The 25,315-nt window shown below is 63.4% G+C and carries 22 protein-coding genes; 7 read left to right on the top strand and 15 right to left on the bottom strand.

Annotation, left to right across the window (positions count from 1 at the left end):
• The first annotated feature begins 54 nt into the window (after positions 1–54).
• The 3 genes from uvrA to GGQ99_RS04585 all read left to right on the top strand — a co-directional run bounded on the left by uvrA (position 55) and on the right by GGQ99_RS04585 (position 4,424).
• Complete coding sequence (uvrA, locus tag GGQ99_RS04595) at positions 55–2,976, top strand: excinuclease ABC subunit UvrA (protein ID WP_108608056.1); 2,922 nt, start codon at positions 55–57, stop codon at positions 2,974–2,976.
• A 78-nt stretch (positions 2,977–3,054) separates the two neighbouring features.
• Positions 3,055–3,597 carry a hypothetical protein gene (locus GGQ99_RS04590; protein WP_183260978.1) on the top strand — a complete coding sequence of 181 codons (543 nt, stop codon included), beginning with the start codon at positions 3,055–3,057 and terminating at the stop codon, positions 3,595–3,597.
• A 17-nt stretch (positions 3,598–3,614) separates the two neighbouring features.
• Positions 3,615–4,424 (top strand): DUF72 domain-containing protein, encoded by an 810-nt coding sequence (locus GGQ99_RS04585; protein ID WP_183260976.1) that lies wholly within the window; start codon positions 3,615–3,617, stop codon positions 4,422–4,424.
• Positions 4,425–5,359: 935 nt separating this feature from the next.
• Here GGQ99_RS04585 and GGQ99_RS04580 read toward each other — a convergent pair.
• Positions 5,360–6,859: an NAD(P)H-hydrate dehydratase gene (locus tag GGQ99_RS04580; RefSeq protein WP_183260974.1), complete on the bottom strand. Its 1,500-nt coding sequence runs from the start codon at positions 6,857–6,859 to the stop codon at positions 5,360–5,362.
• Between the two features lie 327 nt (positions 6,860–7,186).
• Between GGQ99_RS04580 and GGQ99_RS04575 the strand changes: the two genes are divergently transcribed.
• Both GGQ99_RS04575 and glnA read left to right on the top strand, forming a co-directional pair.
• Positions 7,187–7,525 (top strand): P-II family nitrogen regulator, encoded by a 339-nt coding sequence (locus tag GGQ99_RS04575; protein ID WP_055976860.1) that lies wholly within the window; start codon positions 7,187–7,189, stop codon positions 7,523–7,525.
• A gap of 50 nt (positions 7,526–7,575) precedes the next feature.
• Entirely contained in the window at positions 7,576–8,985 is a 1,410-nt protein-coding gene (gene glnA / locus GGQ99_RS04570) for a type I glutamate--ammonia ligase (RefSeq protein WP_108608052.1), read from the top strand.
• Between the two features lie 112 nt (positions 8,986–9,097).
• Here the strand turns inward: glnA and GGQ99_RS04565 are convergent, their stop codons facing one another.
• The 3 genes from GGQ99_RS04565 to GGQ99_RS04555 all read right to left on the bottom strand — a co-directional run bounded on the left by GGQ99_RS04565 (position 9,098) and on the right by GGQ99_RS04555 (position 11,722).
• Positions 9,098–10,669: a GMC family oxidoreductase gene (locus GGQ99_RS04565; RefSeq protein WP_108608051.1), complete on the bottom strand. Its 1,572-nt coding sequence runs from the start codon at positions 10,667–10,669 to the stop codon at positions 9,098–9,100.
• A gap of 51 nt (positions 10,670–10,720) precedes the next feature.
• Positions 10,721–11,254, bottom strand: a complete 534-nt coding sequence (locus tag GGQ99_RS04560; RefSeq protein ID WP_108608050.1) for a Twin-arginine translocation pathway signal — start codon at positions 11,252–11,254, stop codon at positions 10,721–10,723.
• A gap of 72 nt (positions 11,255–11,326) precedes the next feature.
• The gene (locus tag GGQ99_RS04555) at positions 11,327–11,722 is read right to left on the bottom strand and encodes a VOC family protein (RefSeq protein ID WP_183260973.1); all 396 of its coding nucleotides are present in this window, start codon (positions 11,720–11,722) and stop codon (positions 11,327–11,329) included.
• Positions 11,723–11,925: 203 nt separating this feature from the next.
• Between GGQ99_RS04555 and GGQ99_RS04550 the strand changes: the two genes are divergently transcribed.
• Positions 11,926–12,231, top strand: coding sequence for a ribbon-helix-helix domain-containing protein (locus GGQ99_RS04550; protein ID WP_108608048.1), 306 nt, complete (start codon positions 11,926–11,928; stop codon positions 12,229–12,231).
• A gap of 90 nt (positions 12,232–12,321) precedes the next feature.
• Here the strand turns inward: GGQ99_RS04550 and GGQ99_RS04545 are convergent, their stop codons facing one another.
• From GGQ99_RS04545 to crcB, 5 genes are all read right to left on the bottom strand, one after another.
• On the bottom strand, positions 12,322–13,362 hold the full coding sequence (locus GGQ99_RS04545; RefSeq protein WP_183260971.1) for a glutamine synthetase beta-grasp domain-containing protein: 1,041 nt from the start codon (positions 13,360–13,362) through the stop codon (positions 12,322–12,324).
• A 213-nt stretch (positions 13,363–13,575) separates the two neighbouring features.
• Positions 13,576–14,370: an ATP12 family chaperone protein gene (locus tag GGQ99_RS04540; RefSeq protein WP_183260969.1), complete on the bottom strand. Its 795-nt coding sequence runs from the start codon at positions 14,368–14,370 to the stop codon at positions 13,576–13,578.
• Positions 14,371–14,399: 29 nt separating this feature from the next.
• Positions 14,400–15,050 (bottom strand): HAD-IA family hydrolase, encoded by a 651-nt coding sequence (locus GGQ99_RS04535; protein ID WP_183262351.1) that lies wholly within the window; start codon positions 15,048–15,050, stop codon positions 14,400–14,402.
• Positions 15,051–15,085: 35 nt separating this feature from the next.
• Entirely contained in the window at positions 15,086–16,069 is a 984-nt protein-coding gene (locus GGQ99_RS04530; protein ID WP_108608046.1) for an RluA family pseudouridine synthase, read from the bottom strand.
• 35 nt (positions 16,070–16,104) lie between these two features.
• A complete protein-coding gene (gene crcB, locus GGQ99_RS04525) occupies positions 16,105–16,482 on the bottom strand; it encodes a fluoride efflux transporter CrcB (RefSeq protein WP_183260967.1) in 378 nt (125 codons plus the stop codon).
• A gap of 157 nt (positions 16,483–16,639) precedes the next feature.
• Between crcB and mazG the strand changes: the two genes are divergently transcribed.
• Complete coding sequence (gene mazG / locus GGQ99_RS04520) at positions 16,640–17,464, top strand: nucleoside triphosphate pyrophosphohydrolase (protein WP_183260965.1); 825 nt, start codon at positions 16,640–16,642, stop codon at positions 17,462–17,464.
• 6 nt (positions 17,465–17,470) lie between these two features.
• Here mazG and hflX read toward each other — a convergent pair whose 3' ends face one another.
• The 6 genes from hflX to GGQ99_RS04490 form a co-directional block, all read right to left on the bottom strand.
• Positions 17,471–18,805 (bottom strand): GTPase HflX, encoded by a 1,335-nt coding sequence (hflX, locus tag GGQ99_RS04515; protein WP_343061702.1) that lies wholly within the window; start codon positions 18,803–18,805, stop codon positions 17,471–17,473.
• A gap of 57 nt (positions 18,806–18,862) precedes the next feature.
• Positions 18,863–19,108 carry an RNA chaperone Hfq gene (gene hfq, locus GGQ99_RS04510; protein ID WP_018428055.1) on the bottom strand — a complete coding sequence of 82 codons (246 nt, stop codon included), beginning with the start codon at positions 19,106–19,108 and terminating at the stop codon, positions 18,863–18,865.
• 138 nt (positions 19,109–19,246) lie between these two features.
• Entirely contained in the window at positions 19,247–20,110 is an 864-nt protein-coding gene (locus tag GGQ99_RS04505) for a D-amino-acid transaminase (protein ID WP_183260960.1), read from the bottom strand.
• A gap of 78 nt (positions 20,111–20,188) precedes the next feature.
• The gene (gene trkA / locus GGQ99_RS04500; protein ID WP_108608042.1) at positions 20,189–21,565 is read right to left on the bottom strand and encodes a Trk system potassium transporter TrkA; all 1,377 of its coding nucleotides are present in this window, start codon (positions 21,563–21,565) and stop codon (positions 20,189–20,191) included.
• 32 nt (positions 21,566–21,597) lie between these two features.
• Entirely contained in the window at positions 21,598–22,959 is a 1,362-nt protein-coding gene (gene ntrX, locus GGQ99_RS04495; protein WP_108608041.1) for a nitrogen assimilation response regulator NtrX, read from the bottom strand.
• On the bottom strand, positions 22,949–25,294 hold the full coding sequence (locus GGQ99_RS04490) for a sensor histidine kinase NtrY-like (RefSeq protein ID WP_425486776.1): 2,346 nt from the start codon (positions 25,292–25,294) through the stop codon (positions 22,949–22,951). The genes ntrX and GGQ99_RS04490 overlap by 11 nt, the downstream gene beginning before the upstream one ends.
• Positions 25,295–25,315 lie beyond the last annotated feature (21 nt).

Here is a 25,315-nt window from a genome sequence, read left to right as displayed (position 1 = left end):
GTCGGGCAAACCCGCCACTCCGAGCAATTCCAGATTTGAGGCGGCGGCGCGGCAATGGCCGATCACAAGTACATTTCCATTCGCGGTGCGCGCGAGCACAATCTCAAGAACGTCGATCTCGACCTGCCGCGCGACCGGCTGATCGTGATGACCGGCCTGTCCGGCTCGGGCAAGTCGTCGCTCGCCTTCGACACCATCTATGCCGAAGGCCAGCGCCGTTATGTCGAGAGCCTGTCGGCCTATGCCCGCCAGTTCCTCGAGATGATGCAGAAGCCCGACGTCGACCAGATCGACGGCCTGTCGCCGGCGATCTCGATCGAGCAGAAGACGACCTCGCGCAATCCGCGCTCGACGGTCGGCACCGTCACCGAAATCTACGACTACATGCGCCTGCTATTCGCGCGTGTCGGCGTGCCCTATTCGCCGGCGACCGGCCTGCCGATCGAGAGCCAGACGGTTTCGCAGATGGTCGACCGCGTGCTTGCGGTCGACGAAGGCACGCGCCTGTTCATCCTTGCGCCCATCGTCCGGGGCCGCAAGGGCGAGTACAAGAAGGAACTCGCCGAGCTCCAGAAGAAGGGCTTCCAGCGCGTCAAGATCGATGGCGCCTTCTACGAGATCGGCGAAGCACCGGTGCTCGACAAGAAGTACAAGCACGACATCGACGTCGTCGTCGACCGCATCGTCGTTCGCCCGGACCTTGCCACGCGTCTTGCGGATTCGATGGAAACCGCGCTCAAGCTGGCCGAAGGCCTGGCCGTCGCCGAATTCGCCGACAAGCCGCTCGACGCCAGCCAGACCGGCGCGGACTCCGTCAACAAGTCCGCGAACGAAACCCACGAGCGCATTCTTTTCTCCGAGAAATTCGCCTGTCCGGTGTCGGGTTTCACCATTCCCGAGATCGAGCCCCGGCTGTTCTCCTTCAACAACCCGTTCGGTGCCTGCCCGGCCTGCGACGGCCTCGGCAACCAGCGCGCCATCGATCCCCTGCTGATCGTACCGGAAGACCATGTCTCGCTGCGCGAGGGTGCGGTTGCGCCCTGGGCCAAGTCGACCTCGCCCTATTACACCCAGACGCTGGAAGCGCTCGGCAAGGTCTACGGCTTCAAGATCGGCGACCGCTGGCGCGACCTTTCGCCCGAGGCGCAGGAAGCCATCCTGCACGGTACCGGCACGAAGGAAATCACCTTCAACTATGACGACGGCCTGCGCTCCTACAAGACGACCAAGACCTTCGAAGGCGTCATCCCCAATCTCCAGCGCCGCTGGAAAGAGACGGAATCCGCCTGGATGCGCGAAGAGATCGAGCGCTTCATGTCGGCGACGCCCTGCCCGACCTGCGCCGGCTATCGCCTCAAGCCGGAATCGCTCGCCGTCAAGATCGCCGGCAAGCACATCGGCGAGGTCACCGAGCAGTCGATCCGCAAGGCCAATGCCTGGTTCGAGGCCCTGCCCGGCGCGCTCAATGACAAGCAGAACGAGATCGCCGTCCGCATCCTCAAGGAAATCCGCGAGCGCCTGCGCTTCCTCAACGACGTTGGCCTCGAATATCTGACCCTGTCGCGCAATTCCGGCACGCTGTCGGGCGGCGAAAGCCAGCGTATCCGGCTGGCGTCCCAGATCGGCTCGGGCCTGACCGGCGTGCTCTACGTGCTCGACGAGCCGTCGATCGGTCTGCACCAGCGCGACAATGCCCGCCTGCTCGACACGCTGCGCCACCTCAGGGACATCGGCAACACCGTCATCGTCGTCGAGCATGACGAGGACGCCATCCTGACCGCCGACTATGTCGTCGACATCGGCCCGGCCGCCGGCATCCATGGCGGCAACATCATCGCCGAGGGCACGCCGCAGCAGGTCATGGCCAACCCCAACTCGATCACCGGCAAATACCTGTCGGGCGAGCTCGAGATCGCCACGCCGGCCCAGCGTCGCGAGCTGAAGAAGAACCGCCGCATCAAGGTCGTGGGCGCGCGCGGCAACAATCTGAAGGACGTCACCGCCGAAATCCCATTGGGCACCTTCACCGCCGTCACCGGCGTGTCGGGCGGCGGCAAGTCGACCTTCCTGATCGAGACTTTGTTCAAGGCGGCCTCGCGCCGCATCATGGGCTCGCGCGAGCACCCGGCCGAGCACGACCGCATCGAGGGCCTCGAATTCCTTGACAAGGTCATCGACATCGACCAGTCGCCCATCGGCCGCACGCCGAGGTCCAACCCGGCCACCTACACCGGTGCGTTCACCCCGATCCGCGACTGGTTCGCGGGCCTGCCAGAAGCAAAGGCCCGCGGCTACCAGCCCGGGCGCTTCTCCTTCAACGTCAAGGGCGGCCGCTGCGAGGCCTGCCAGGGCGACGGCGTCATCAAGATCGAGATGCACTTCCTGCCCGACGTCTACGTCACCTGCGACGTCTGCCACGGCAAGCGCTACAACCGCGAAACACTCGACGTGCTGTTCAAGGGCAAGTCTATCGCCGACGTGCTCGACATGACGGTCGAGGAAGGCGTCGAGTTCTTCGCCGCCGTGCCCGTGGTGCGCGACAAGCTGATGACGCTCAACCAGGTCGGCCTCGGCTACATCCATATCGGCCAGCAGGCCAACACGTTGTCCGGCGGCGAGGCCCAGCGCATCAAGCTCGCCAAGGAACTGTCGCGCAAGGCCACCGGCAAGACGCTCTACATCCTCGACGAGCCGACCACCGGCCTGCATTTCCACGACGTCGCCAAGCTGCTCGAGGTGCTGCACGAACTGGTCGACCAGGGCAACACCGTCGTCGTCATCGAGCACAATCTCGAGGTCATCAAGACCGCCGACTGGGTGCTCGACCTCGGCCCCGAAGGCGGCGACGGCGGCGGCGAACTGGTCGCTTCCGGCCGCCCCGAGGACATCGTCGCGGTGCCGCGCAGCTACACCGGCCAGTTCCTCAAGGAACTGCTGGAGCGCCGGCCGGGCGGCAAGCGAGAGGCAGCTGAATAGCTCGGAAGTGAGAGGCGCTGGAGGTAACTTGTCGATCAAGCTGCAAATTGCGCGCAATCACTCGGAGCGGCGCTGGATTTGTTCATTCGAAATAAGGATCCATTTTCCGTACAGGCATTGGCGTGCGGAGGCAGCGAAATCATCGAGGGATTGGCCTCAGAAGCGCAGATACCTACACTTTCAACGCATATCCTTGCGACATTTCCAAATGTCGACATGCGCAAGATAAAGGCACTACGAAATCAGTATTGGAACGCAATAAAGCATTACTACCGGCTTGATGGTGCAGGCGCTCGCGACGACGATGCGCTGATGGCAGAATTTTCCGACGCCGCAAACGATGCACCTCTGTTTATGGGGTGGCTGGATTATATGTTGCTGACCAAATGCCTACCTGTAGAGGTGCAAGTTTTCCAAGTGTGGTGGTACGCGACCAACGAAGACAAAATGAGTCCAGAAGCTGACCCAACTCCGTATCGAACAATGTTTCCTCGAATAGGGGATGTGGGCCGCCAAGAGCAAAAGCGCAGGCTTCGGAGAACTGTCGAAAAATATAGACATAATCGCGAGATTTTGGCTGACCCACGCACAAAGCGCGGCTCGCTACTGCGAAGTGCTTGACTACGAGGGAGGAACGAATGACCAAGTCAGGAAAAATCCGTGCCGGCATGGGCGGCTGGACGTTCGAGCCCTGGGAAGGCACCTTCTACCCTGACAAGCTGTCCAAGGCCAAACAGCTTCAGTTCGCCACCGCCCAGGTGCCGACCATCGAGGTCAACGGCACCTATTATTCCAGCTTCAAAGAACCGACATTCCTCAAATGGGCGAGCGAGGCCCCCGACGGTTTCGTCTATGCGCTCAAGGGCAACCGTTTTGTCACCAACCGCCGCGTGCTTGGCGAGGCCGGCGAGTCGATGATGCGCTTCCTCGGCTCGGGTGTGGCGGCGCTTGGCGACAAGCTCGGGCCGATCCTGTGGCAGTTCGCGCCGACCAAGAAGTTCGATGCCGACGACTTCGAGGCCTTCCTCAAGCTTTTGCCGGAAAAGCAGGATGGCGTGAAACTGCGCCACGCGGTCGAGGTGCGGCACGATTCCTTCGTCGTCCCCGAGTTCGCCGCCCTGGCCAGGAAGCATGATGTCGCCATCGTCTATGCCGACCATGCCAAATATCCGGCGATTGCCGACGTCACTGGCGATTTCGTCTATGCGAGGCTGCAGACCGGCAGTGACGACAACCACGACTGCTACACGCCCAAGGCCCTGGATAAATGGGCCGCGCGTGCCAAGGTCTGGGCCGATGGTGGCATGCCGGCCGATCTGCCGCGCGCCGACCCCTCCACCGACGCACCAGCCAAGACACGCGACGTGTTCGTCTACTTCATCACCGAAGGCAAGGTCCGCGCCCCCTTCGGCGCCATGGCGCTGATGAAGCGGCTGGGTGGCGGCTGATGGCGGGCGAACGGATCCCTTGCGCCCTCAGGGCGTGAAAAGGTTTTGCACGCTTCGCGTTCTTCTGAACGGCAATCGCCACGCAAAGGTCTCCTCAGTCGCGATCCTTCGCACCCCCCTCTAGCCTGCCGGCCATCTCCCCCACAAAGAGGGAGATTAGTCTCGTCGCCGGCGGCGCCCATTCTGCAACGTCGTAAAGGATAAGCCTTGCGATATTGGCGATTAACTGCGGCGCCGATGAAGGCGTGATCTCCCTCCTTGTGGGGGGCGAAGGATCGCGACGCGGAAGATTTGCTTCGTAAGGCAAGAGCGGCTGTCACCATCTGTCAGCATCCCGCGTGGATAGCCGGCCACGTTTATCCACCCTATCTCCACCTCCCGTATCCTCATCCTTGCGATCTTCCACGGGACCCCGGTGCGCACCGGGCAGCGGGGGGAAGCGCCGGTGCCGGGCTGGCAGGAGGTCGGATCTCCTGCTGGGTGATGAGCCCCCAAGTCCGGGCCTTGCGGCGGCTGGCGGTGAAAGCCGAGGCGACTGAGCGGGGCAAGCAACCGGGCGGGGCGCGAACGTCGCGCCACATAATTACTATCGGAAGGCACGGCCTCGCGCCCCGCTTCCCGCTCTTTGACAATGGCCAGGCGCGAAAGCGAGCGTGGCGGTGAACAAGCTTGGCACCCGTGCGCCGACGTCGTCATACCGGCCGAGCGCAGCGAGAGCCGGGACGACGCGCGCGACCTGCCTTCTCCCCTTGCGGGAGAAGGTGTCGCCGAAGGCGACGGATGAGTGGTGTTGGAAGAAACGAGAGGTTACAGAAGAAGGCTCTGGTTGCTAAGCAATCTGAAACGTCCCGATCCGTCCTGCACCCCTCATCCGCCCTCCCGAGCCTATCGAGGGGCGGGGCACTTTTCCCGCAAGGGAGAAGGCAAGGCGCCGCTCACACACTCAACCTAGCCACCACCTCGCGCAGCGCCAGCGGCAGGTCCTCGGCAATCAGCCCCGGCCCGAACCGCCGCGCCGCCTCGGCATGCATCCAGACGGCAGCGCAGGCCGCCTCGAACGCCGGCATGGCTTGCGCCACCAGTGCTGCGACGATGCCGGACAGCACGTCACCCGAACCGGCCGTCGCCAGAAGCGGCGTGCCGTTGCTGTTGATCGCCGCCCGTCCGTCGGGCGCGGCGATCACCGTGTCGGGACCCTTGTAGACGATGACGGCATTTGCCTTGGCGGCAGCAGCCCGCGCGCGCTCGAGCTTGGACAATGACGGGTCGCCGGCGATGTCGGGAAACAGCCGGCCGAACTCGCCATGATGCGGCGTCAGCACCAGAGCCGGCGCCATCGGTCGCTTGGCGGCCTCGAAGAAGGCGGCCCTCTGGTGCGAAAGCGATGTGATGCCATCGGCATCAAGCACCAGCGCACCAAAGCGCCCGGAAGCGTGCGACATCAGCCCCAGCGCGAAGCGCCCCACCTCGGGCTCCGGGCTCAGGCCCGGACCGTAGACCAGGACAGCCGGCTTGCGGGCGTCGAGGAAGGCGATCGCGTCTTCGAGGCTATCCGAACGCCTGAGGATGATCGAGGTGAGATGCGCCGCATTGGCCGCCAGCGCAGCCCCCGGCGACAGGACCGTCACCGCGCCCGCCCCTGCCCGTGCCGCCGCCATCGCCGACAGGCGTGCCGCCCCGGTGGCCGCCACACCGCCCGAAAAGACGCCGACATGGCCGCGGCTGTATTTGTGGGCGTCGTTGGCTGGCGAGGGGAAGAGCGGGCGCCACCATGCCGGATCGTTTTCGAGGCATCGCGTCCCTGTGGCAACGACAGTCGCATCGGAAATGCCGATATCGGCGACGATGACTTCGCCGCAATGCGCCCGGCCGGGAAACAGCAGGTGCCCTGGCTTCTTGCGGGCGAAAGTCACTGTCACCGCCGCCTTGAAGGCGCCGCCCAACACCTCGCCCGTTGCGCCGGACACACCCGACGGCAGGTCGACTGCGACGACTGGCACACCGGCCTCGACAGTCCGCGCGACCGCTGCCAGGACTTCGCCGGCAAGAGGCTTGGAAAGCCCGGCGCCATAAAGCGCGTCGACCACCAGGGAGCCCGGTTCGGGCGCGAATGCCGACAACGGCTCCACCGCGACCGGGCACTCCGCCGCCGCGAGCGCGGCATCGCTGCCGGCACGCGGGACGCCTGTTGCAAAAAGCCTGACAGCGACGCCGCTTTCCACCAGCAGGCGCGCCACGACATAACCGTCGCCGCCATTGTTGCCCGGTCCGCACAGCACATGGACGGGATGTGCCGACGCAAACCGCGACAGGACCAGATCGGCGACAGCACCGCCTGCCCGCCGCATCAGCCCGATGCCGTCGACCGGCCCCGCGCCGATTGTCAGCCTGTCGGCCTCGGTCATTTCGTCGGGTGTCAGCAGTTCAAACGCCATGGCGGTATCCGCAAAATTCCAGCACCGTCCTTGAGAGTTAGCACGCCGCCACCCTTGACCGAAACAAAGATGCACCTGGCCACATCAGGTGCAAATTATGAGCACCATGCCGATTTTTTGTGCATAGATTTGCGGTGGAGGACGCTGAAATTTTGGGCGATCTTCGTGCGGCAGGTCCAAACCGGTACCGGAACCAGCGTTCTGCGGTTGCCATCAAGGCAAAGTGGTCAAACTTGTCGCAGCCACTAGACTTGGCACGCTTCGTGCTTGAGATAGGCGCGAGTGGGTGCATCACCCTGACTTACGGCAGTGGAGGCCAGTATTCGCATGAAAAAGATCGAAGCGATCATCAAGCCGTTCAAGCTCGACGAAGTGAAGGAGGCGCTCCAGGAGGCCGGCCTGCAAGGCATCACGGTCACCGAGGCCAAGGGTTTCGGCCGCCAGAAGGGCCACACCGAGCTCTACCGCGGCGCCGAATATGTCGTCGACTTCCTGCCCAAGGTGAAGATCGAGGTCGTGCTCGGCGACGAATCCGTCGAGGCCGCCATCGAGGCGATCCGCAAGGCGGCCCAGACCGGACGCATCGGCGACGGCAAGATCTTTGTCTCCAATATCGAGGAAGTCGTCCGCATCCGCACCGGCGAGACCGGCGTCGACGCCATCTGACCCTTCGAAATTTCTTCTCGTCCTAACGTCATCAGACAGGGAACCATCACATGACGACAGCCAAAGACATCATGAAGCAGATCAAGGACAACGACGTTAAGTTCGTTGACCTGCGCTTCACCGACCCCAAGGGCAAGCTCCACCACGTCACCATGGACATCGCCGAGGTCGAGGAAGACATGTTCGCCGACGGCGTCATGTTCGACGGCTCCTCCATCGCCGGCTGGAAGGCCATCAACGAATCCGACATGGTGCTGATGCCCGACATGGACACGGTCCACATGGACCCGTTCTTCGCCCAGTCGACCATGGTCATCCTCTGCGACATTCTCGACCCGGTTTCGGGCGAGGCCTACAACCGCGACCCGCGCGGCATTGCCAAGAAGGCCGAGGCTTACCTCAAGGCCGAAGGCATCGGCGACACCGTCTATGTCGGCCCGGAAGCCGAATTCTTCGTCTTCGACGACGTCAAGTACAAGGCCGATCCCTACAACACCGGATTCAAGCTCGATTCGACCGAACTGCCGTCCAACGATGACACCGACTATGAGACCGGCAACCTCGGCCACCGTCCGCGCGTCAAGGGCGGCTATTTCCCGGTCCCGCCGATCGACAGCTGCCAGGACATGCGCTCCGAGATGCTGACCGTGCTGTCCGAGATGGGCGTGCGAGTTGAAAAGCACCACCACGAGGTGGCTGCCGCCCAGCACGAGCTCGGCATCAAGTTCGACACGCTGGTCCGCAACGCCGACAAGATGCTGATCTACAAGTATGTCGTGCACCAGGTCGCCAACGCCTACGGCAAGACGGCCACCTTCATGCCGAAGCCGATCTTCGGCGACAACGGCTCGGGCATGCACGTCCACCTGTCGATCTGGAAGGGTGGCAAGCCGACCTTCGCGGGCAACGAATATGCAGGCCTGTCGGAAAACTGCCTCTATTTCATCGGCGGCGTCATCAAGCACGCCAAGGCGATCAATGCCTTCACCAATCCGCTGACCAACTCCTACAAGCGCCTGGTCCCGGGCTATGAGGCCCCGGTCCTGCTCGCCTACTCCGCGCGCAACCGCTCGGCTTCCTGCCGCATCCCGTTCGGCAACTCGCCGAAGTCCAAGCGCGTCGAGGTCCGCTTCCCCGATCCGGGCGCGAACCCCTACCTCTGCTTCGCGGCGCTGCTGATGGCCGGCCTCGACGGCATCAAGAACAAGATCCACCCCGGCCAGCCGATGGACAAGGATCTCTATGACCTGCCGGCGAAGGAACTCAAGAAGATCCCGACCGTCTGCGGCAGCCTGCGCGAAGCGCTCCAGAGCCTCGACAAGGACCGCGGCTTCCTCAAGGCCGGCGGCGTCTTCGACGACGACCAGATCGACAGCTTCATCGAGCTGAAGATGGCCGAGGTCATGCGCTTCGAAATGACCCCGCACCCGGTCGAGTACGACATGTACTACTCGGTCTAAGACCCGAAAAACAAAGAAAAAAGCCCCGGAGCGATCCGGGGCTTTTTGTTTGGCGGTGCAGCAATCTGGCAAATGCCCGACCACTGTGGAGGATGCTCGGCCAAACGATGCGTCAGATGCTCTTGGCGCCCATCTGTTCGGCGATGTAGTCGGCCTGGCGGATGGCGAGCGACACGATGGTGAGCGTCGGGTTCTCCGCCGCACCGGTGGTAAACTGGCTGCCGTCGGACACGAACAGGTTCTTGATGTCGTGCGTCTGGCCCCATTTGTTGACCACGCCGTCGGATGCCTTTTCGCTCATGCGGTTGGTGCCGAGATTGTGCGTCGACGGATATGGCGGCGTCGGGAACGAGCGGGTGGCACCGACGGCATCGTACATCGCCATGCCCTGCTTGTAGGCGTGGTTGCGCATGGCGACGTCGTTGGGATGGTCGGTGAACCAGACATCAGGTATCGGCATGCCGTACTTGTCCTTCAGCTCGCCGTGCAGCTTCACCGCGTTCTGCTCCTGAGGCATGTCCTCGCCGACGATCCACATGCCTGCCATCTTGTCGTAGTGGTCCAGCGCGGTGGTGAACGAACGGCCCCAGCCGCCAGGATCGAGGAATGCAGCCATGAACGGCAGCCCGAGCGCCAGCGTCTCCAGCTCGTAGCCGCCGACGAAACCGCGTGACGGATCGTGCTTGGCTTCGTCCCGGACGATGCCGGCCATGGTGGTGCCGCGCCAGAAGTGCACCGGCTTGTCGAAGATCGCGTAGACCGACCCGGTGGTATGGCGCATGTAGTTCTTGCCCACCTGCCCCGACGAATTGGCCAGCCCATCCGGGAACTTCGACGAGGCGGAGTTGAGTAGCAGCCGCGGGCTTTCGATGGAGTTGCCGGCGACGCAGACGATGCGCGCCTTCTGGCTCTGCATCTTGCCGTCCTTGTCAGCGTAGACGACGCTTGTCACCTTGCCGCTGTCGTCGTGCTCGATCTTCAGCACATGGCTGCTGGGCCGGACCTCCAGCTTGCCGGTCGCCTCGCCCTTGGGGATTTCAGTGTAGAGGGTCGACCATTTTGCGCCCCATTTGCAGCCCTGGAAGCAGAACCCGGTCTGCTGGCAGCCCATGCGGCCGTCGCGATCCGCCGAGTTGATCGCCATGTTGCCGGTGTGGCATTCCTTGTAGCCGAGCTTGTCGGCACCGGCCTTGAACACCTTGAAATTGTTGTTGCCGGGCAGGCCCTCAATGTCGTTGGTGCGGGTCACACCCATCTTGTCCTCGGCCTTGGCGTAATACGGCTCGAGGTCTGCGAGCGTGATCGGCCAGTCGAGCAGGTTCGCCCCTTCGACCTTGCCGTAGTTGGTCAACGTCTTGAACTCATGCTCCTGGATGCGCAGAGATGCGCCGGCCCAGTGCGTGGTCGTTCCGCCGACCGCCTTGACGATCCAGGCAGGCAGATTGGGAAAGTCCTTGTGGACCCGCCAGCCGCCGCCGGTCGTGCGGTTGTCCAGCCAGGCAAGCTGGCCGAAGGAGTCCCACTCGTCGTTGATGAAGTCCTCATATTCGATGCGCGGGCCGGCTTCGAGAATGACGACGTCGATGCCCTTCTGGGCGAGTTCGTTGCCGAGCGTGCCGCCACCGGCTCCGGAGCCGATGATGACGACGACGCTATCGTCGTTGAGACCGTAAGGTGCAGGCATGTTTTCCTCCCGGGGAATGCTGAAAAGGCTGGATTCGCGACAGGGGCCCGATCAGAGCCACTCGATGTCGTCGAAGCCGCGCGCGATGTATCCGCCCTTGGAGTAGGACTCGCCCTCGTAACCGAAGATCGGCCACACCTCCTTCTGGTTGTAGAGGCCGACGACAAGTCCGCCGCGGATCGCCTGGAAAAATGGCGTGTCCTCGATCTGCCGGAGGATGGCCACTCGCTCGTCCTCCCAGCCAAGGCCGGTATATCCGCCCGCGCCCGATTTCTGGTCGAGGTCGGCAATGCCCTTCTCGATGAGGTCCTTGTGCGCCGCATCCTTGCCCGCCTGCTCGTCGTGGCTCTTGATGGCGATGGCGTAGAACTTGTCCGGCACCTGATCGTGGGGATAGACGTCGCGCGCCATCTGGATCAGCGTGGCCAGCGTTTCCGGCTTCAATGCCGTGCTCTCGAGCCCCCATGCTTCGCCCGCGCTGAGGACGGCTGAGCCGCTGATGATAAGCAGCGCGCCAGCAGCACTACCGCGCTTGAGCAGTTCGCGCCGCGACAGGCCGGACTTGCCTTGATAGATCGTCACCATGATTTTCCTCCCTTGCTTGCTATGCGCCGTCGGCGCTTGGCTGGCGCGGCGCTCTCCCTCGCCGCGTATGCTTCACTTGAACCGGCCTCCCCGCTGCAAAACCTCGATCTTGTAGCCGTCGGGGTCTTCGATGAAGAAGAAGCGGGCGAGCGGCTTGCCGCCCGGCGCGAAGTCGACGATGTCCTTGGGGGCCAGGCCGGCCGCAACAAACCGCCGGTGCGTGGCTTCCAGGTCGTCCACCGACACGGCCAAATGGCCGTAACCGTCACCCAAGACGTAGGGCTCGGTCCGGCCCTTGTTGACGGTCAGCTCGACCTCGAATTCGGTTTCAGGGTTGCTGAGATAGATCAGGGTGAACGTCTCGAAATCGAGCCGGTCGGCAATTTCGAGGCCGAAGGCCGTGCGATAGAACGATACGGAACGCGTCTCATCGAGCACGCGCACCATGGAATGTATTGCCTTCGCCATTCGTCCTCCTGGCAGTTAGAAGCAGGAGGATTATGAAATCCGCGCAGCCCCAAGTGGTGGCAGCCCGTTACCACGCGTGCTGGAGCATAGTTTGCTACGCAGGGACGAAAGCATGGTTGCGATGACGTGCTGTTGGGCCGATGATGGCGTCCGACAGCCAGCGCCGGTGCCGCACGCCGGGGCAAGCCATCGGGAGGATTGATATGTGCAGGGTATTTGCCGGACAGGATCCGAAGGGCTATCACCAGATCAACCGGTCGATCCGGATCGCCGGCCATTCGACCAGCATCCAGCTTGAGGCCACCTTCTGGGACCTTCTCGACGAAATCGCGTCCTCTCAGGGGCTGACGACGCCGAAATTCATCTCGAAGCTCTATGACGAGGCGATCGAGATCAACGGAGCGATCCCGAACTTCGCATCCATGCTGCGCACCACATGCGCGCTCTATCTGCGCGGCCACAAGCCCGGCGCCGACGAGATCGAGGCCCTGAAGCGCTACGCTGCATAGACCGACACCCAGCCGCTTGGCTGACCTGATCACGAAAAGAAAAACCCCGGGCTGAAACCCGGGGTTTTTCTTTTCGACGCTGCCTAATGTTTAAGCAGCAGCCTTGGTCTCGACACTGGTCGGCACCGAGCTAATGGTCTTCAGGATCTGCGAGGCGATCTGGTAGGGGTCGCCCTGCGAGTTCGGACGGCGGTCTTCGAGATAGCCGCGATAGCCGTCACGGACAAAGCTGTGCGGCACGCGCACCGAAGCGCCGCGGTCGGCAACACCCCAGGTGAACACGTCGATCGACGCCGTCTCGTGCTTGCCGGTCAGGCGCAGGTGGTTGTCCGGGCCATAGACAGCGATGTGATCTTCGCGGGCTTCGCCGAACGCATCCATCAGCGCCTCGAAATAGGCCTTGCCGCCGACTTCGCGCAGGTGGGCGGTCGAGAAGTTTGCGTGCATGCCCGAGCCGTTCCAGTCGGTATCGCCCAACGGCTTGCAGTGATACTCGATGTCGATGCCGTATTTTTCGGTCAGGCGCTGCAGCAGGTAGCGAGCGAGCCACATCTCGTCGGCCGCCTTCTTCGAGCCCTTGCCGAAGATCTGGAATTCCCACTGGCCCTTGGCCACTTCGGCGTTGATGCCCTCGTGGTTGATGCCGGCGTCGAGGCAAAGGTCGAGATGCTCTTCGACGATCTGGCGGGCGATATCGCCGACGGCCTGGTAGCCGACGCCGGTGTAGTACGGGCCCTGCGGTGCCGGGAAGCCGGTTTCGGGGAAACCGAGCGGACGGCCGTTCTTATAGAAGAAATATTCCTGCTCGAAGCCGAACCAGGCACCATCGTCGTCGAGGACGGTCGCACGGGTGTTCGACGGATGCGGCGTGACGCCATCCGGCATCATGACCTCGCACATGACGAGCGCGCCGTTCTTGCGGGCCGGATCGGGATAAACGGCGACCGGCTTGAGCACGCAGTCGGAGCTCTTGCCTTCGGCCTGCTTGGTCGAGCTGCCGTCGAAACCCCAGAGCGGAAGCTGCTCGAGCTTGGGGAACTCCGCGAATTCCTTGACCTGGGTCTTGCCGCGGAGATTGGCCGCCGGCGTGTAACCATCCAGCCAGATGTACTCGAGCTTGTACTTCGTCATGCTATCCTCTCGGTGTCGTGCCTGCCAGCCATTGGCGGCCAGCGTGTCGCAAGAGAAGAAGCAAGCCTCGTGCCAACTCGAAAAAAGCAGGATCCGCGCTGGTCCCGGAGGTCGAGGAAAAAGCCGATGCTCAAAAAACAGGCAAACCAGGGCAGCCACACTGACATTCTGCCCAAGACTCGGGCGCAGCCCGCCCAGCTGGCCAAGACGGGGTCAGCCGGCCTTCAGCGCCTCAAGCAGCGCCACCGCCGAAACCATGTCGCGCTTGCGATTGGCGCGGCGGGCAATGGCCTCGGAATCCTGGCCCCAATGCTCGACCTGCCAGTCTTCGTCGACATGGGCGGCGGCCCAGGCCGCCTCGACATCCAGTTCGCCGGTTTCGACGGCCAGCGCAAGAAGCGCCGAGCCGGTCAACGTGGTCATCAGATGGAGTGCGGCCAGCCGCATCGGCTCGGCGCGCTGCGACAGGTGGACGCCAAGGGCGGCAATGGCCGCGCGCGGCTGCTCGACATGCATGACGCCCTCGGCCAGAACGAAATGCGCGCTCAGCGACGCACGCGCCCAGTCCAGCACCGGATCCCACGCCTCGGACTGGCGCTCGACGAGTTTTTCCGGGCTGTCGGCGCGGTAGCAAAGCAGATCCGACGACGAAAAGCGCAGGATGTCCTCGAGCACGGCCTGCGGGTCGGTAGCAACACCGTCGATCGCCGTGTTGACCAGGCGCAGCACCGGCATGGTGAATGGGTTTATGCTCTCGACCTGGGCAGCAAATTCGTCGGCGACCAGTTGCGCGGCTGCCTCCGTCGGCAGTGCAAGCAGCGCCCTGCCCGGCGTGCGCACCGGCTTGCCGTCGAGCTGGACCGCATAACCACCCTCGACGGCGGCAACCGATGCCGTTTCGTAGAACCGCTTGGGCAGTTGCCGGCGCATCGTGCTTTGCGCGCGGCGGATCGGATCGGGATCGGACAGCAAGTCGCCGGTTTCAAGGTCGCTCAGGATGTCACGCATGAGTTCTTCCTATCAGTCGCAAAGGGCAATCAGTCGATGAGGGCGAGCAAATCGCCGGGCTTGGCCAGCACAGTCTCGGCACCGGTAGCCAGCAAGCCTTCGCGGTCATGGTAGCCCCAGGACACACCTATCGCGCGTGCACCGGCACTTCTGGCCATCTGCATGTCATAAATGGCGTCGCCGACCACGAAAGTCGAGGCCGGTTCGATGCCGGTTTCGGCGCAACATTCCAGCACCATGGCGGGATGCGGCTTGGAGGGGCAGTCGTCGGCGGTGCGGATGGTCACGAAATGGCGCCCTAAACCATAGGTTTCCAGCACACGCTGCACGCCGCGGCGCGACTTGCCGGTGACCATGCCGATCAGCACGTCGTCGCGCCTGGCGAGCACGTCGATCAGTTCGGCGATGCCGTCATAGAGCGGCTCATGGAAATTCGCCGGCGCGCGCGAGGCGGTGAAATGCGCCTTGTAGCGCTCGGCCAGACGGCCGCACTCGGCATCGAGCGGACGGTCTAGCAACCTCGCGATGGCAAGATCGAGCGTCAGGCCGATGATGCCCTTGGTAGCTTCCAGCGGCGGCGCCGCAAGGCCGGCCTCGCGAAACGTCGCGACCATCGTGGCATGGATGAGGTCGGCGCTGTCGACCAGCGTGCCGTCGCAATCGAACAGCACCAGCTTCAACGCGCCCGCGGTGCTGTCGCGCGACGAGGCTGCCGTCACGCCGGCTCCCCGCTTTCATCATCGAAGCCGATGAGGTTCCAGCTCTGGCGCATATGCGGCGGCATCGGCGCGGTGACGTCGATCACGCCATGGTCTGGGTGCGGAATGACGATGCGGCGCGCATGCAGATGCAGCTTGTTCTGCAGGCCGCCGGGAAATTCCCAGTTGGTGTCGTGTTCGAAATATTTCGGATCGCCGATGATCGGGCAGCCGATAAAGGCAGCGTGCACGCGCAGCTGGTGCGTGCGGCCGGTATAGGGCTCCATCTCCAGCCAGGTCATGGTCTGGGCGGCCTGCTCCAGCACGCGGTAGTAGGAAACCGCATGATCGGCGCCCTTTTCGCCATGCTTGGCGACGCGCATGCGGTCGCCGTCTGGCGTTTGTTCCTTGATCAGCCAGGTCGAGATCTTGTCTTCGCGCTTGGGCGGCGCGCCCTTGACCAGGGCCCAGTAAGTCTTCTTGGTTTCGCGGGCACGGAAGGCCTCGGCGAGCTTCATTGCCGCCAGGCGCGTGCGCGCCACGACCAGCACGCCCGAGGTGTCGCGGTCGAGCCGGTGCACCAGGCGCGGCTTTTCGCCCTTCTTGTTGCGCCAGGCCTCGAGCATGTCGTCGAGATGGCGCACGATGCCCGAACCGCCCTGAACGGCGAGGCCGGCCGGCTTGTTGAAGACGAAGACCTTGGAGTCTTCGTAGATCAGCATCTTGGCCAGCACGTCGCCATCGTCCTGATCGCGCATGGTCCGGGCGGTCAGCGGGCCGTCGTTCTTCTTGTCGACCTCGAGCGGCGGGATGCGGATCACCTGGCCTGGCTCGACGCGCGTGTCGGCCTTGACGCGGCCGCCGTCGACCCGGATCTGGCCCGAGCGCAGCAGTTTCTGCAGGTGGCCGAAGCCGAGCCCCGGATAGTGGGACTTGAACCAGCGGTCGAGCCTCATGCCCGTTTCGCCGGCTTCCACCGTGATCTGTTCAACGCCTGCCATTGTTCAATTGTCCTTTTCGAAGCGGCCCAATAGCATCAGCCGATGCTTCTTGCGAGCCACATTCCCAGGAACAGGGCCAGGATGGCGCATATGACGCTGGCAAAGGCATAGCCGAAGGCCGGCAAAGTCGATCCGCGCTCCCACAAGGTGGCAAAATCCAGCGAGAACGCCGAAAAGGTGGTGAAGCCGCCCAAAATACCCGTGGCAACGAACAAGCGCAGTTCGTTCGATGTCCCGGTGCGGCGGGCGAGCCAGCCGATGAACAGGCCCATGGCAAACGAACCCACAATGTTGATCGCCAACGTGCCCCAGGGAAAGTTCGGCCCCGCCAGCCTGAGTGCTACGAGATTGGCCAGATGGCGCAGCGATGCGCCGATGGCGCCGCCGACTGCAACGAGCGATAGATGAAGCATGGGCATGTCCTGCCTGCGTCCGGATTTCTGGTCATTAGCACAGCTCCCGAGCGCCACAGGCACGATGGCCGCCGGGGCAAGGGATTAGGCTGTGGACAAGGCCGGCGTGCGGCACGCCATTGTTGGGATAAGGTAAGGCGGGCTATAGCATCGCGCCATGCAACCTTCCAAAGACATCTCCCGCCTGATCGAGATCATGGCCGCCCTGCGCGAGCCGGAAACCGGCTGTCCCTGGGACATCGAGCAGAATTTCGCGACGATTGCGCCCTACACGATCGAGGAAGCCTATGAGGTCGCCGACGCGATCTCGCGCAATGACATCGACCATCTGCGCGAGGAACTCGGCGATCTGCTCCTGCAGGTCGTCTATCACGCCCAGATGGCCGAGGAAGCGGGCGAGTTTGCCTTCGGCGACGTGGTCGAAGCCATTACCACCAAGATGATCCGCAGGCATCCGCATGTCTTTGGCGACGCCAAGGCGCGCGAGGCGCGTTCGGCGAAGGGCATGTGGGAGAAGATCAAGGCCGAAGAGAAGGCCGAGCGGCGCGCGGCGCGCATCGCCCGCGGGCTTGACCCTGAAGATCACGGCAAGGGTTTTCTGGACGGGGTGCCGGTGGCGCTGCCAGCACTTACCCGTGCACTCAAACTGCAGGAGAAGGCGGCGCGCGTCGGCTTCGACTGGGGCGAGGCAGCACCCATCCTCAACAAGATCGAAGAAGAGATCGGCGAGTTGCGCGAGGCCATGGCCAACGGCGATCAGGCCGCGGTCAAGGACGAGTTCGGCGACATGCTGTTTGCGCTGGTCAATCTCGGCCGCCACCTGCAGCTCGATTCCGAGGCTGCGCTGTCAGGAACCAACGACAAGTTCCGCAAGCGGTTCCACTACGTCGAAAAGTCGCTCAACGATGCTGGCCACAGCCTGGAGGCGGCAACGCTCGACGAGATGGAAGCCTTGTGGCAACAGGCAAAGAGCGCGAAATAACGCGCCCTAGCCTTTGTTTTTGCGTAGTATTCTCGCCGCGATCTCGTCGCGCGCCGAAGCGGTTGCCTTGAGCGTCATCGACACGCTGCCATCGTCATTGTCGGTGCGCGAAACCACGTCGCCATTGCGATAGAGCCAATCGATCTGGCCAAGCTGGCTGGGTTCCAGCGTGACGTCGATCGATTCGAGCTCGCCCGAGACGCGCTGCTCGATCAAGCCGGCAAGTGCAGGGATGCCCTCGCCGGTGATTGCCGAGATCGCGATCGGCGGCAGCTTGCGGCCATCGGAGCCGTCGGAAAGCAGGCGCTCGCGATTGCCCTCGTCGAGCTGGTCGATCTTGTTCCAGACTTCGACCACCCGGTCGGTATCCGCCGCATCGACGCCAAGATCGGCAAGGATGCGTTCGACATCCTCGGCCTGGGCCGCGGTATCCGGATCGGAAATATCCCTGAGATGAATGACGAGGTCGGCTTCGACCACTTCTTCCAGCGTCGCCCGGAAGGCGGCGATCAGGTGCGTCGGCAGGTCGGAGATGAAACCGACGGTGTCGGACAGGATGATCGGCGTGCCGTGCGGCAGCCGCACCCGGCGCAACGTCGGATCAAGCGTGGCAAACAGCATGTCCTCGGCCAGCACGCTGGCGCCGGTCAGCCGGTTGAACAGCGTTGACTTACCGGCGTTGGTGTAGCCGACGATGGCGACGACCGGGAACGGCACCTTGCGGCGCTTGGCGCGGTGCAGGTCACGCGTGCGGACCACCGTCTCCAGCTCGCGCTTGAGCTTGATGATCTTTTCCTGGAGCGCGCGCCTGTCGGATTCGATCTGCGTTTCACCCGGACCGCCGAGGAAGCCCGCACCGCCGCGCTGGCGCTCGAGGTGGGTCCAGCTGCGAACCAGCCTGCCCTTCTGGTAGTTGAGATGGGCAAGCTCGACCTGCAGCGTGCCTTCCTTGGTGCGCGCCCGGCGCCCGAAGATTTCGAGGATCAGCCCGGTGCGGTCTAGCACCTTGGCGTTCATCTCTTTTTCGAGGTTGCGCTGCTGCACCGGCGTCAGCGGATGGTCGACGATGACCAGTTCCGCGCCGCGCTCCTTCACGATCTCAGCGAACTCCTCGACCTTGCCGGTGCCCAGCAATGTCGCCGGGCGCGGGTCGTTGAGCGTGACGATCGCGGTATGAACGGGTTCGAGATCGATGGCGCGGGCGAGCCCCACGGCTTCGTCGTGGCGGGCGTCGGCCGAACGCTGCAGGCGCGGACGTGCGCTGTCGTCGTCACTCTTGGGCTGGCGCGTCAGCACCGGCACGATGACGACCGCGCGCGTGGGGGCTTTGTCGCCCCCTATCGATTCGGGTCCATTGCTGGCACCGGCCTTGGCGCCGGCGTTCCTGTCGCGTGCCAATCAGCCGCCCTGGCTTTCCTCGCCATCGAACATCTGAACCGGCTGGCTCGGCATGATCGTGGAGATGGCATGCTTGTAGACGAGCTGGGAATGCCCGTCACGGCGCAACAAAACACAGAAATTGTCGAAGGAAGTAACGACTCCGGTCAATTTCACGCCGTTAATGAGGAAAATGGTGAGTGGGTTTTTGCTCTTGCGAACTGAATTCAGGAAAAGGTCCTGAAGATTCTGCGATCGTTCCGCCATTGTTTTTTTCTTTCGCCGATCCCTGTCTGCTGCCAATGCGCCAAATTACCGGGCTCATGTCAAGCGAGCAAACACCCCTTGCCACATCGCGCGGCAAGCTGAACGAGATGAATTTAACCATTTACGCCCAAGCGGTTATCAGGCTTGGATTTTTTCCGCAACGTCAAAAAAGGCTTCGCGCAGGGAAAGCGCCACCGATCCGGGGTGTCCATTGGCGACGGGCTGGCCGTCGATGGCAACAATCGGCATGACGAGTGTGGTCGCGGCCGTGATGAACGCTTCGCGCGCTGCCTTGGCTTCCTCGACGGTAAAACCGCGTTCCTCGACCGTCAGCCCGAGCTTCTCGGCGACCTTGAACAGCGTGGTCCGGGTGATGCCGCGCAGGATGCCGTGGTCGGCCGGGCGCGTAACGAGCACACCGTCCCTGGTGACGATCCAGGCGTTGGTGGCTGCCCCTTCCTTGACCGTGCCGTCCGGATCGACGAACCACGCCTCCTGGGCGCCGGCCTCCTTGGCCTGCTGGCGCGCCAGGACGTTGGGCAGGAGACCGACAGTCTTGATGTCGACGCGCTCCCAGCGGTTTTCCGGCACGGTGATGACCTTGAGCCCTGCCCCGGCCTTCTTGGCCGCGGCCACGGGGTCGGTGCGCTTGGCGGTTACCACCAGTGCGGGACGCGTGCCGTTTGCCGGAAAGACGTGATCGCGCGGCGCCACGCCGCGCGTCACCTGGAGGTAGACCATGCCATTGTGGACGCGGTTGCGGCGGATGACCTCACGCATGACATGCACGAGCACGGCGCGGTTGAGCGGCCAGTCGATCCTGAGTTCCGACAGCGAGCGGCCGAGCCGGTCGAGGTGGCCTACGCTGTCGACGATGAAGCCGCGCGCCACCTCGCAAACCTCGTAGACGCCGTCGGCGAACTGGTAGCCGCGGTCCTCGATATGCACGGAGGCATCTGAATGGGCGACGTAGCGGCCGTTGACGTAAGCGATGCGCGGCATGGTTTTCGTGACCCTCGGAATTTTACGGAGTTCTAGTCGATCTGCGACGGGCGGCAACGGTCAATTGGCTGGACTAGGTCAGAAGAATTCGAGACTGACCCGGAACATCTGCTCGACCTGCTTGACCGCCTTGTCGAGCGCGAAAATGACGACGCGGTCCTTGGGCTTTATCTGCACCGAACCGCTCGGCTTGACGATCTTGCCGTCGCGATAGATCGCGCCGATGCGCATGCCATCGGGCAATTCGAGGTCGCGCAGCAACGTGCCGACCAGCGGCGACGTTTCCAGCGCCTCGGCTTCGATGATTTCGGCGGCTCCCCGCTGGATCGAGTGGACCTGGCGGATGCGCCCGCGCCGGACGTGCTGGAGCACGCGCGAGATGGTCACCGCACTCGGATTGACATGCGCGTCGATGCCGAGCGGCTTGGTGAGATCGTGATAGGCCGGGTTGTTGATGAGGGCGAGATTGCCCTTGCAGCCCAGCCGCTTGGCCATGACGGAGGACAGGATGTTGACCTGGTCGTTGTTGGTCAGCGCCACCATCAGGTCGGCATCCTGGATGTCGGCTTCCATCAGCAGCTTCTGGTCGAGAGCGCTGCCGTTGAGCACCACGGTCCGGCGCAATTCGTCCGCGACCTTGACGGCCCTGTCCCGGTTCGCCTCGATGATCTTGATCTTGGTGCGGCTCTGGCGCTTCTCGATGGTGCGGGCGACATAAAGGCCGATATTGCCGCCGCCGGCGATGACGATGCGCGTTGCCTCCTGCTCGTCATGCCCGAACAGGCCGAGCGTCCGGCGCACCTGTTCCTTGGTCGTCACGACATAGGCGAGATCGCCGGCCACCAGCTGATCGGCCGAATGCGGGATGAACAGGCGGTCGTTGCGGCTGACGCCAACCACCGTCGAGGGCAGATCGGGGAACAGTTCGCTGAGCTGGGCCAGCGGCGTGTTGATGACCGGGCAGTCCTCCAGGCACTCGATCGCCACCATGATGATGTGGTTGTCGGCAAAGCGGACGACGTCGGTCGCGCCCGGCAGCGTAATGCGCCGCAGCACCATCTCGCCGACTTCGAGCTCGGGCGAGATGATCACGTCGATCGGTAGATGCTCGCGCGAAAACAGGTCCTGATAGTGCGGCTGGAGATAGGCTTGCGACCGAATGCGCGCGACCTTCATGGGCACGTTGAACAGCGCGTGCGCCACCTCGCAGGCAACGATGTTGACCTCGTCGAAGAGGGTCACGGCGATGATCATGTCGGCGTTCTGCGCGCCGGCGGCCTCCAGCACTTCCGGATGCGATCCGTGGCCGACGAAGCCACGCACGTCGAGCTGGTCGCGGACCGAATGGATCAGCTCAGGCGCCGTATCGATGATCGAGACGTCGTTCTTTTCCGCCGCCAACCGTTCGGCGATGCCGTAACCGACCTGCCCGGCCCCGCAGATGATTACGCGCATGCTGGATCTCTATCCTGACTGCCAGCCACAGCTTACACGCCCAGCGACTTGAGTTTGCGGTGCAGCGCCGAGCGCTCCATGCCTATGAACTCGGCCGTCTTGGAGATGTTGCCGCCGAAGCGATTGATCTGTGCAATGAGATATTCCTTCTCGAACATCTCGCGCGCTTCGCGCAGCGGCAGCGCCATGATGTGCTGATCGGACTGGTTCGGCGCGCGCGGCATGACGTCGCCGATCTCCGATGGCAGAAGGTCGGCAGTAATCGGCGCTTCGGGATTGTCGCTGCGGGCAAGGATCAGCAGGCGTTCGACGTTGTTGCGCAACTGGCGCACGTTGCCGGGCCAGTTGTGGGCCTGGAGCACGGCAAGCGCGTCGTCACCGATGCGTCGCGGCTTGATGCCGGCCTGCTTGGCCATCTGCTTCATGAAATTGTCGACGAGATAGGGAATGTCCTCCCTACGCTCGGCAAGCCCCGGCACCATGACCGGCACGACCGCCAGGCGGTGGTAAAGGTCTTCGCGGAACCGGCCTTCGGCGATCATCGCCTCCAGGTTCTGGGCGGTCGACGAAATGATGCGCACGTCGACCTTGACGCGCTTGGTGCCGCCGACGCGCTCGAACTGCTGGTCGACCAGCACGCGCAGGATCTTGTTCTGGGTCTCGCGTGGCATGTCGGCGATTTCGTCGAGATAGAGGATACCCTGATGGGCCTCCTCGAGGGCGCCGACCTTGCGTTCGCCGCCGTTCGATTCGGTGCCGAACAGCTCGATCTCCATGCGTTCGGGCGTGATCGTGGCGGCATTCAGCGTGACGAACGGGCCGGTCTTGCGAGCGGAGAGCGCGTGGATGGCCCGCGCGGCCATCTCCTTGCCCGAGCCGGACGGACCGATGATCATGACGCGACTATTGGTCGGCGCAACCCGGTCGATGGTCTGGCGCAACTGGCTCATCGCCGACGACATGCCGATCAGGTCGTGGGTCTCGCCGCTGCGCATCTTGAGGTCAGAGACCTCGCGCTTGAGCTTCGAGGTTTCGAGCGCGCGCTCGGCGATCAGGATCAGCCGGTCGGCCTTGAACGGCTTTTCGATGAAATCATAGGCGCCACGACGGATCGCCGAGACAGCAGTTTCGATGTTGCCGTGGCCCGAGATCATCACCACGGGCAGGTTGGGATGCAGGGTCTTGATCGCGTCGAGCAGGGCCAGCCCGTCGAGCCGCGAACCCTGGAGCCAGATGTCGAGGAAAACCAGGCGCGGCGCACGATCCGCTATGGCGGCAAGCGCGCTGTCGGCGTCGAACGCCGTGCGGGTTTCGTGACCTTCGTCGCTCAGGATGCCCGCGACCAGTTCACGGATGTCTTCCTCATCGTCAACGATAAGAATATCAGACGCCATTTCCGACCTTCTCGATTTCTTGGGCCTGCGCTGCCTCGTCGGCACTCTTGGGTGCCGCGGCCTCTTCGGCCGCCGCAGGCAGGACCATGCTGATCATCGCGCCGCGCCCGCCATGGAAATCGGCTGGAGCGTCGTGGAGTTCCAATCTTCCGCCGTGGTCCTCGACAATCTTCTTGACGATAGCGAGGCCAAGGCCCGTGCCCTTCTCGCGCGTCGTCATATAGGGCTCGAGCAGCCGCTGGCGATGCTCGCGCGGCAGGCCCTTGCCATTGTCGATGACGTCGATCCGGATCGAATTGCCGTCACGCCGTGCCCGGATCTTGATGACACCGGGCTCGCCGGTCTGGCGTTCCGCCGCCTCGATGGCCTCCGCGGCGTTCTTGATAACATTGCCAAACGCCTGGGCCATCAGGCGGCTGTCAAAGGTGCCCTTGAGGGGGCCCGGGGTGATTTCACGCTCGAAGGCGATGTCGGCACGGCTGACCTCGACCAGGAACGACGCCTCGCGCAGCGGTTCGCGAATGTCGATCACCTTCATTTCCGGCTTGGGCATGCGTGCGAATGCCGAGAACTCGTCGACCATGCGGCCGATATCGCCAACCTGGCGGATGATCGTTTCGGTGCACTGGTCGAAGACCTCGCGGTCCTCGGTGATGACCTTGCCGTAGCGGCGGCGGATGCGTTCGGCCGAAAGCTGGATCGGTGTCAGCGGATTCTTGATCTCGTGGGCGATGCGCCGAGCCACATCGGCCCAGGCCGACGTGCGCTGGGCGGTAACGAGGTCGGTGATGTCGTCGATGGTCACCACATACGACGTGTCATCGGCGTCCATCGCTTCCTTGTCGCCCTCCTCCACCGTCACCTGAACGTTGAAGGTGCGCTCGGCGCCGGCACGGTAGAACGTCACCTGCTCGCGATAGACCGCCCGTCCCGACTTGCGCCCGATCTCGAAAACGCGGCCGACATGCGGCAACAGGATCGACAGGTTCTGGCCGAGCGAATCCGCAGCGGAGATCGCCAGCATCGACTCCGCCGACGGATTGACGATGGTGATGCTGCCATAGGGATCGACGCCGATGACGCCGGCAGTGACGCCGGCAAGCACCGCCTCCGAAAAGCGGCGGCGTTCGTCGATGACGTCCTTGGCGGTCAGGATCTCGTTGCGCTGCGACTTGAGTTCGAGCAGCATGTTGTTGAACGTGCCGCTCAATGCGCCGACATCGCCGTCGGACAGCCGCACCGGCACCGACACATCGAGATTGCCGGTGGCAACCTCGTCGGCAGCGCCGATGAGCTGCCGGATCGGCCGCACCAGCCGGTCGGCGACGGCAATGCCGGTCCAGATCGCCGACAGCACGACAATGAGCGTCAAGCCGAGATAGAGCAGAGCGAAGGCAATCTGCGTCGTGCGCCGACTCGCGCCAAGGTCGCGGTACTCTTCGGTGTTTGCGGTGACGATCTGGCGTGCCTTGATCACCTCGGGATCGACCAGGCGGATGGTATAGAGATAGAGCCCTTCGATCTCGCGCAACTTGATGATGGCGCCGACGATGTTGCGCGTCTTCGGCTCGATCAGCACCGGCTTGCCGTCGGCCGCAGCCTGCACTGCCGTGGCAGGAGGTTCGGGCATGGCAAAGTCGGCGCCGGTCTTTGCGCTCATGACGAAAGAACCGTCGGGTCTGATCAGCGCGGCATGTGCGAGCGCACGCAATTGCGCCTGCCGGCCCATGAAGTCGAGGAAGCCGCTCCGGTCGAGGCCATAGAGCGAGCGCGCATTGTCGAGGTCGTTGGCCATCGACAGGGTGGTGCCCTGCAGGTTGCGCGCATTCTCCTGGACATAGGCTTCGGCGATCGACAGCGACGAATTGACGATGGTCTTCGTCCTGATCTCGAACCAGCGGTCGAGCCCGATATCCAGCGTGATCGACGCGACGATCGCAACCAGCAATGCCGGCAATGCCGCCACCAGTGCGAACATGGTGACGATGCGCACATGCAGGCGGGACGCAGCCTTGCCGCGTCGGCGCGCCATGATGATGCGCTGCACCTCGATCAAGATCAGGCCGACGAGGATCAGGATGAAAACGGCGTTGATGCCGATAAGGGTCAGCGTCGTCGTCGAATCCGGCGTGATCGGCGTGACGCCGACCAGAATGGCGAAGGAGACCGCGGCCGTGACCAGCGCCGCAGCGATCGCCACCACGCCCGGGAGCGCAAGAAGGCGTCTGCCGTCCTGCGTTCCCTTTACGGGTCGGCTTGCTTCTGTTGCTGGTGTTGCCCGGTTCGCCATGCTGCCGTGTAGAGCCATTGAATGCGTCGCATCTATGCAACGCATTGTGGCGATTATGCAACATTT

Source organism: Aminobacter niigataensis (genome assembly GCF_014200015.1).
In the GTDB taxonomy this organism is placed as follows: domain Bacteria; phylum Pseudomonadota; class Alphaproteobacteria; order Rhizobiales; family Rhizobiaceae; genus Aminobacter; species Aminobacter niigataensis.
Note: the sequence above shows the minus strand (reverse complement) of the source record. Positions and strands in the feature narration are given on the sequence as shown.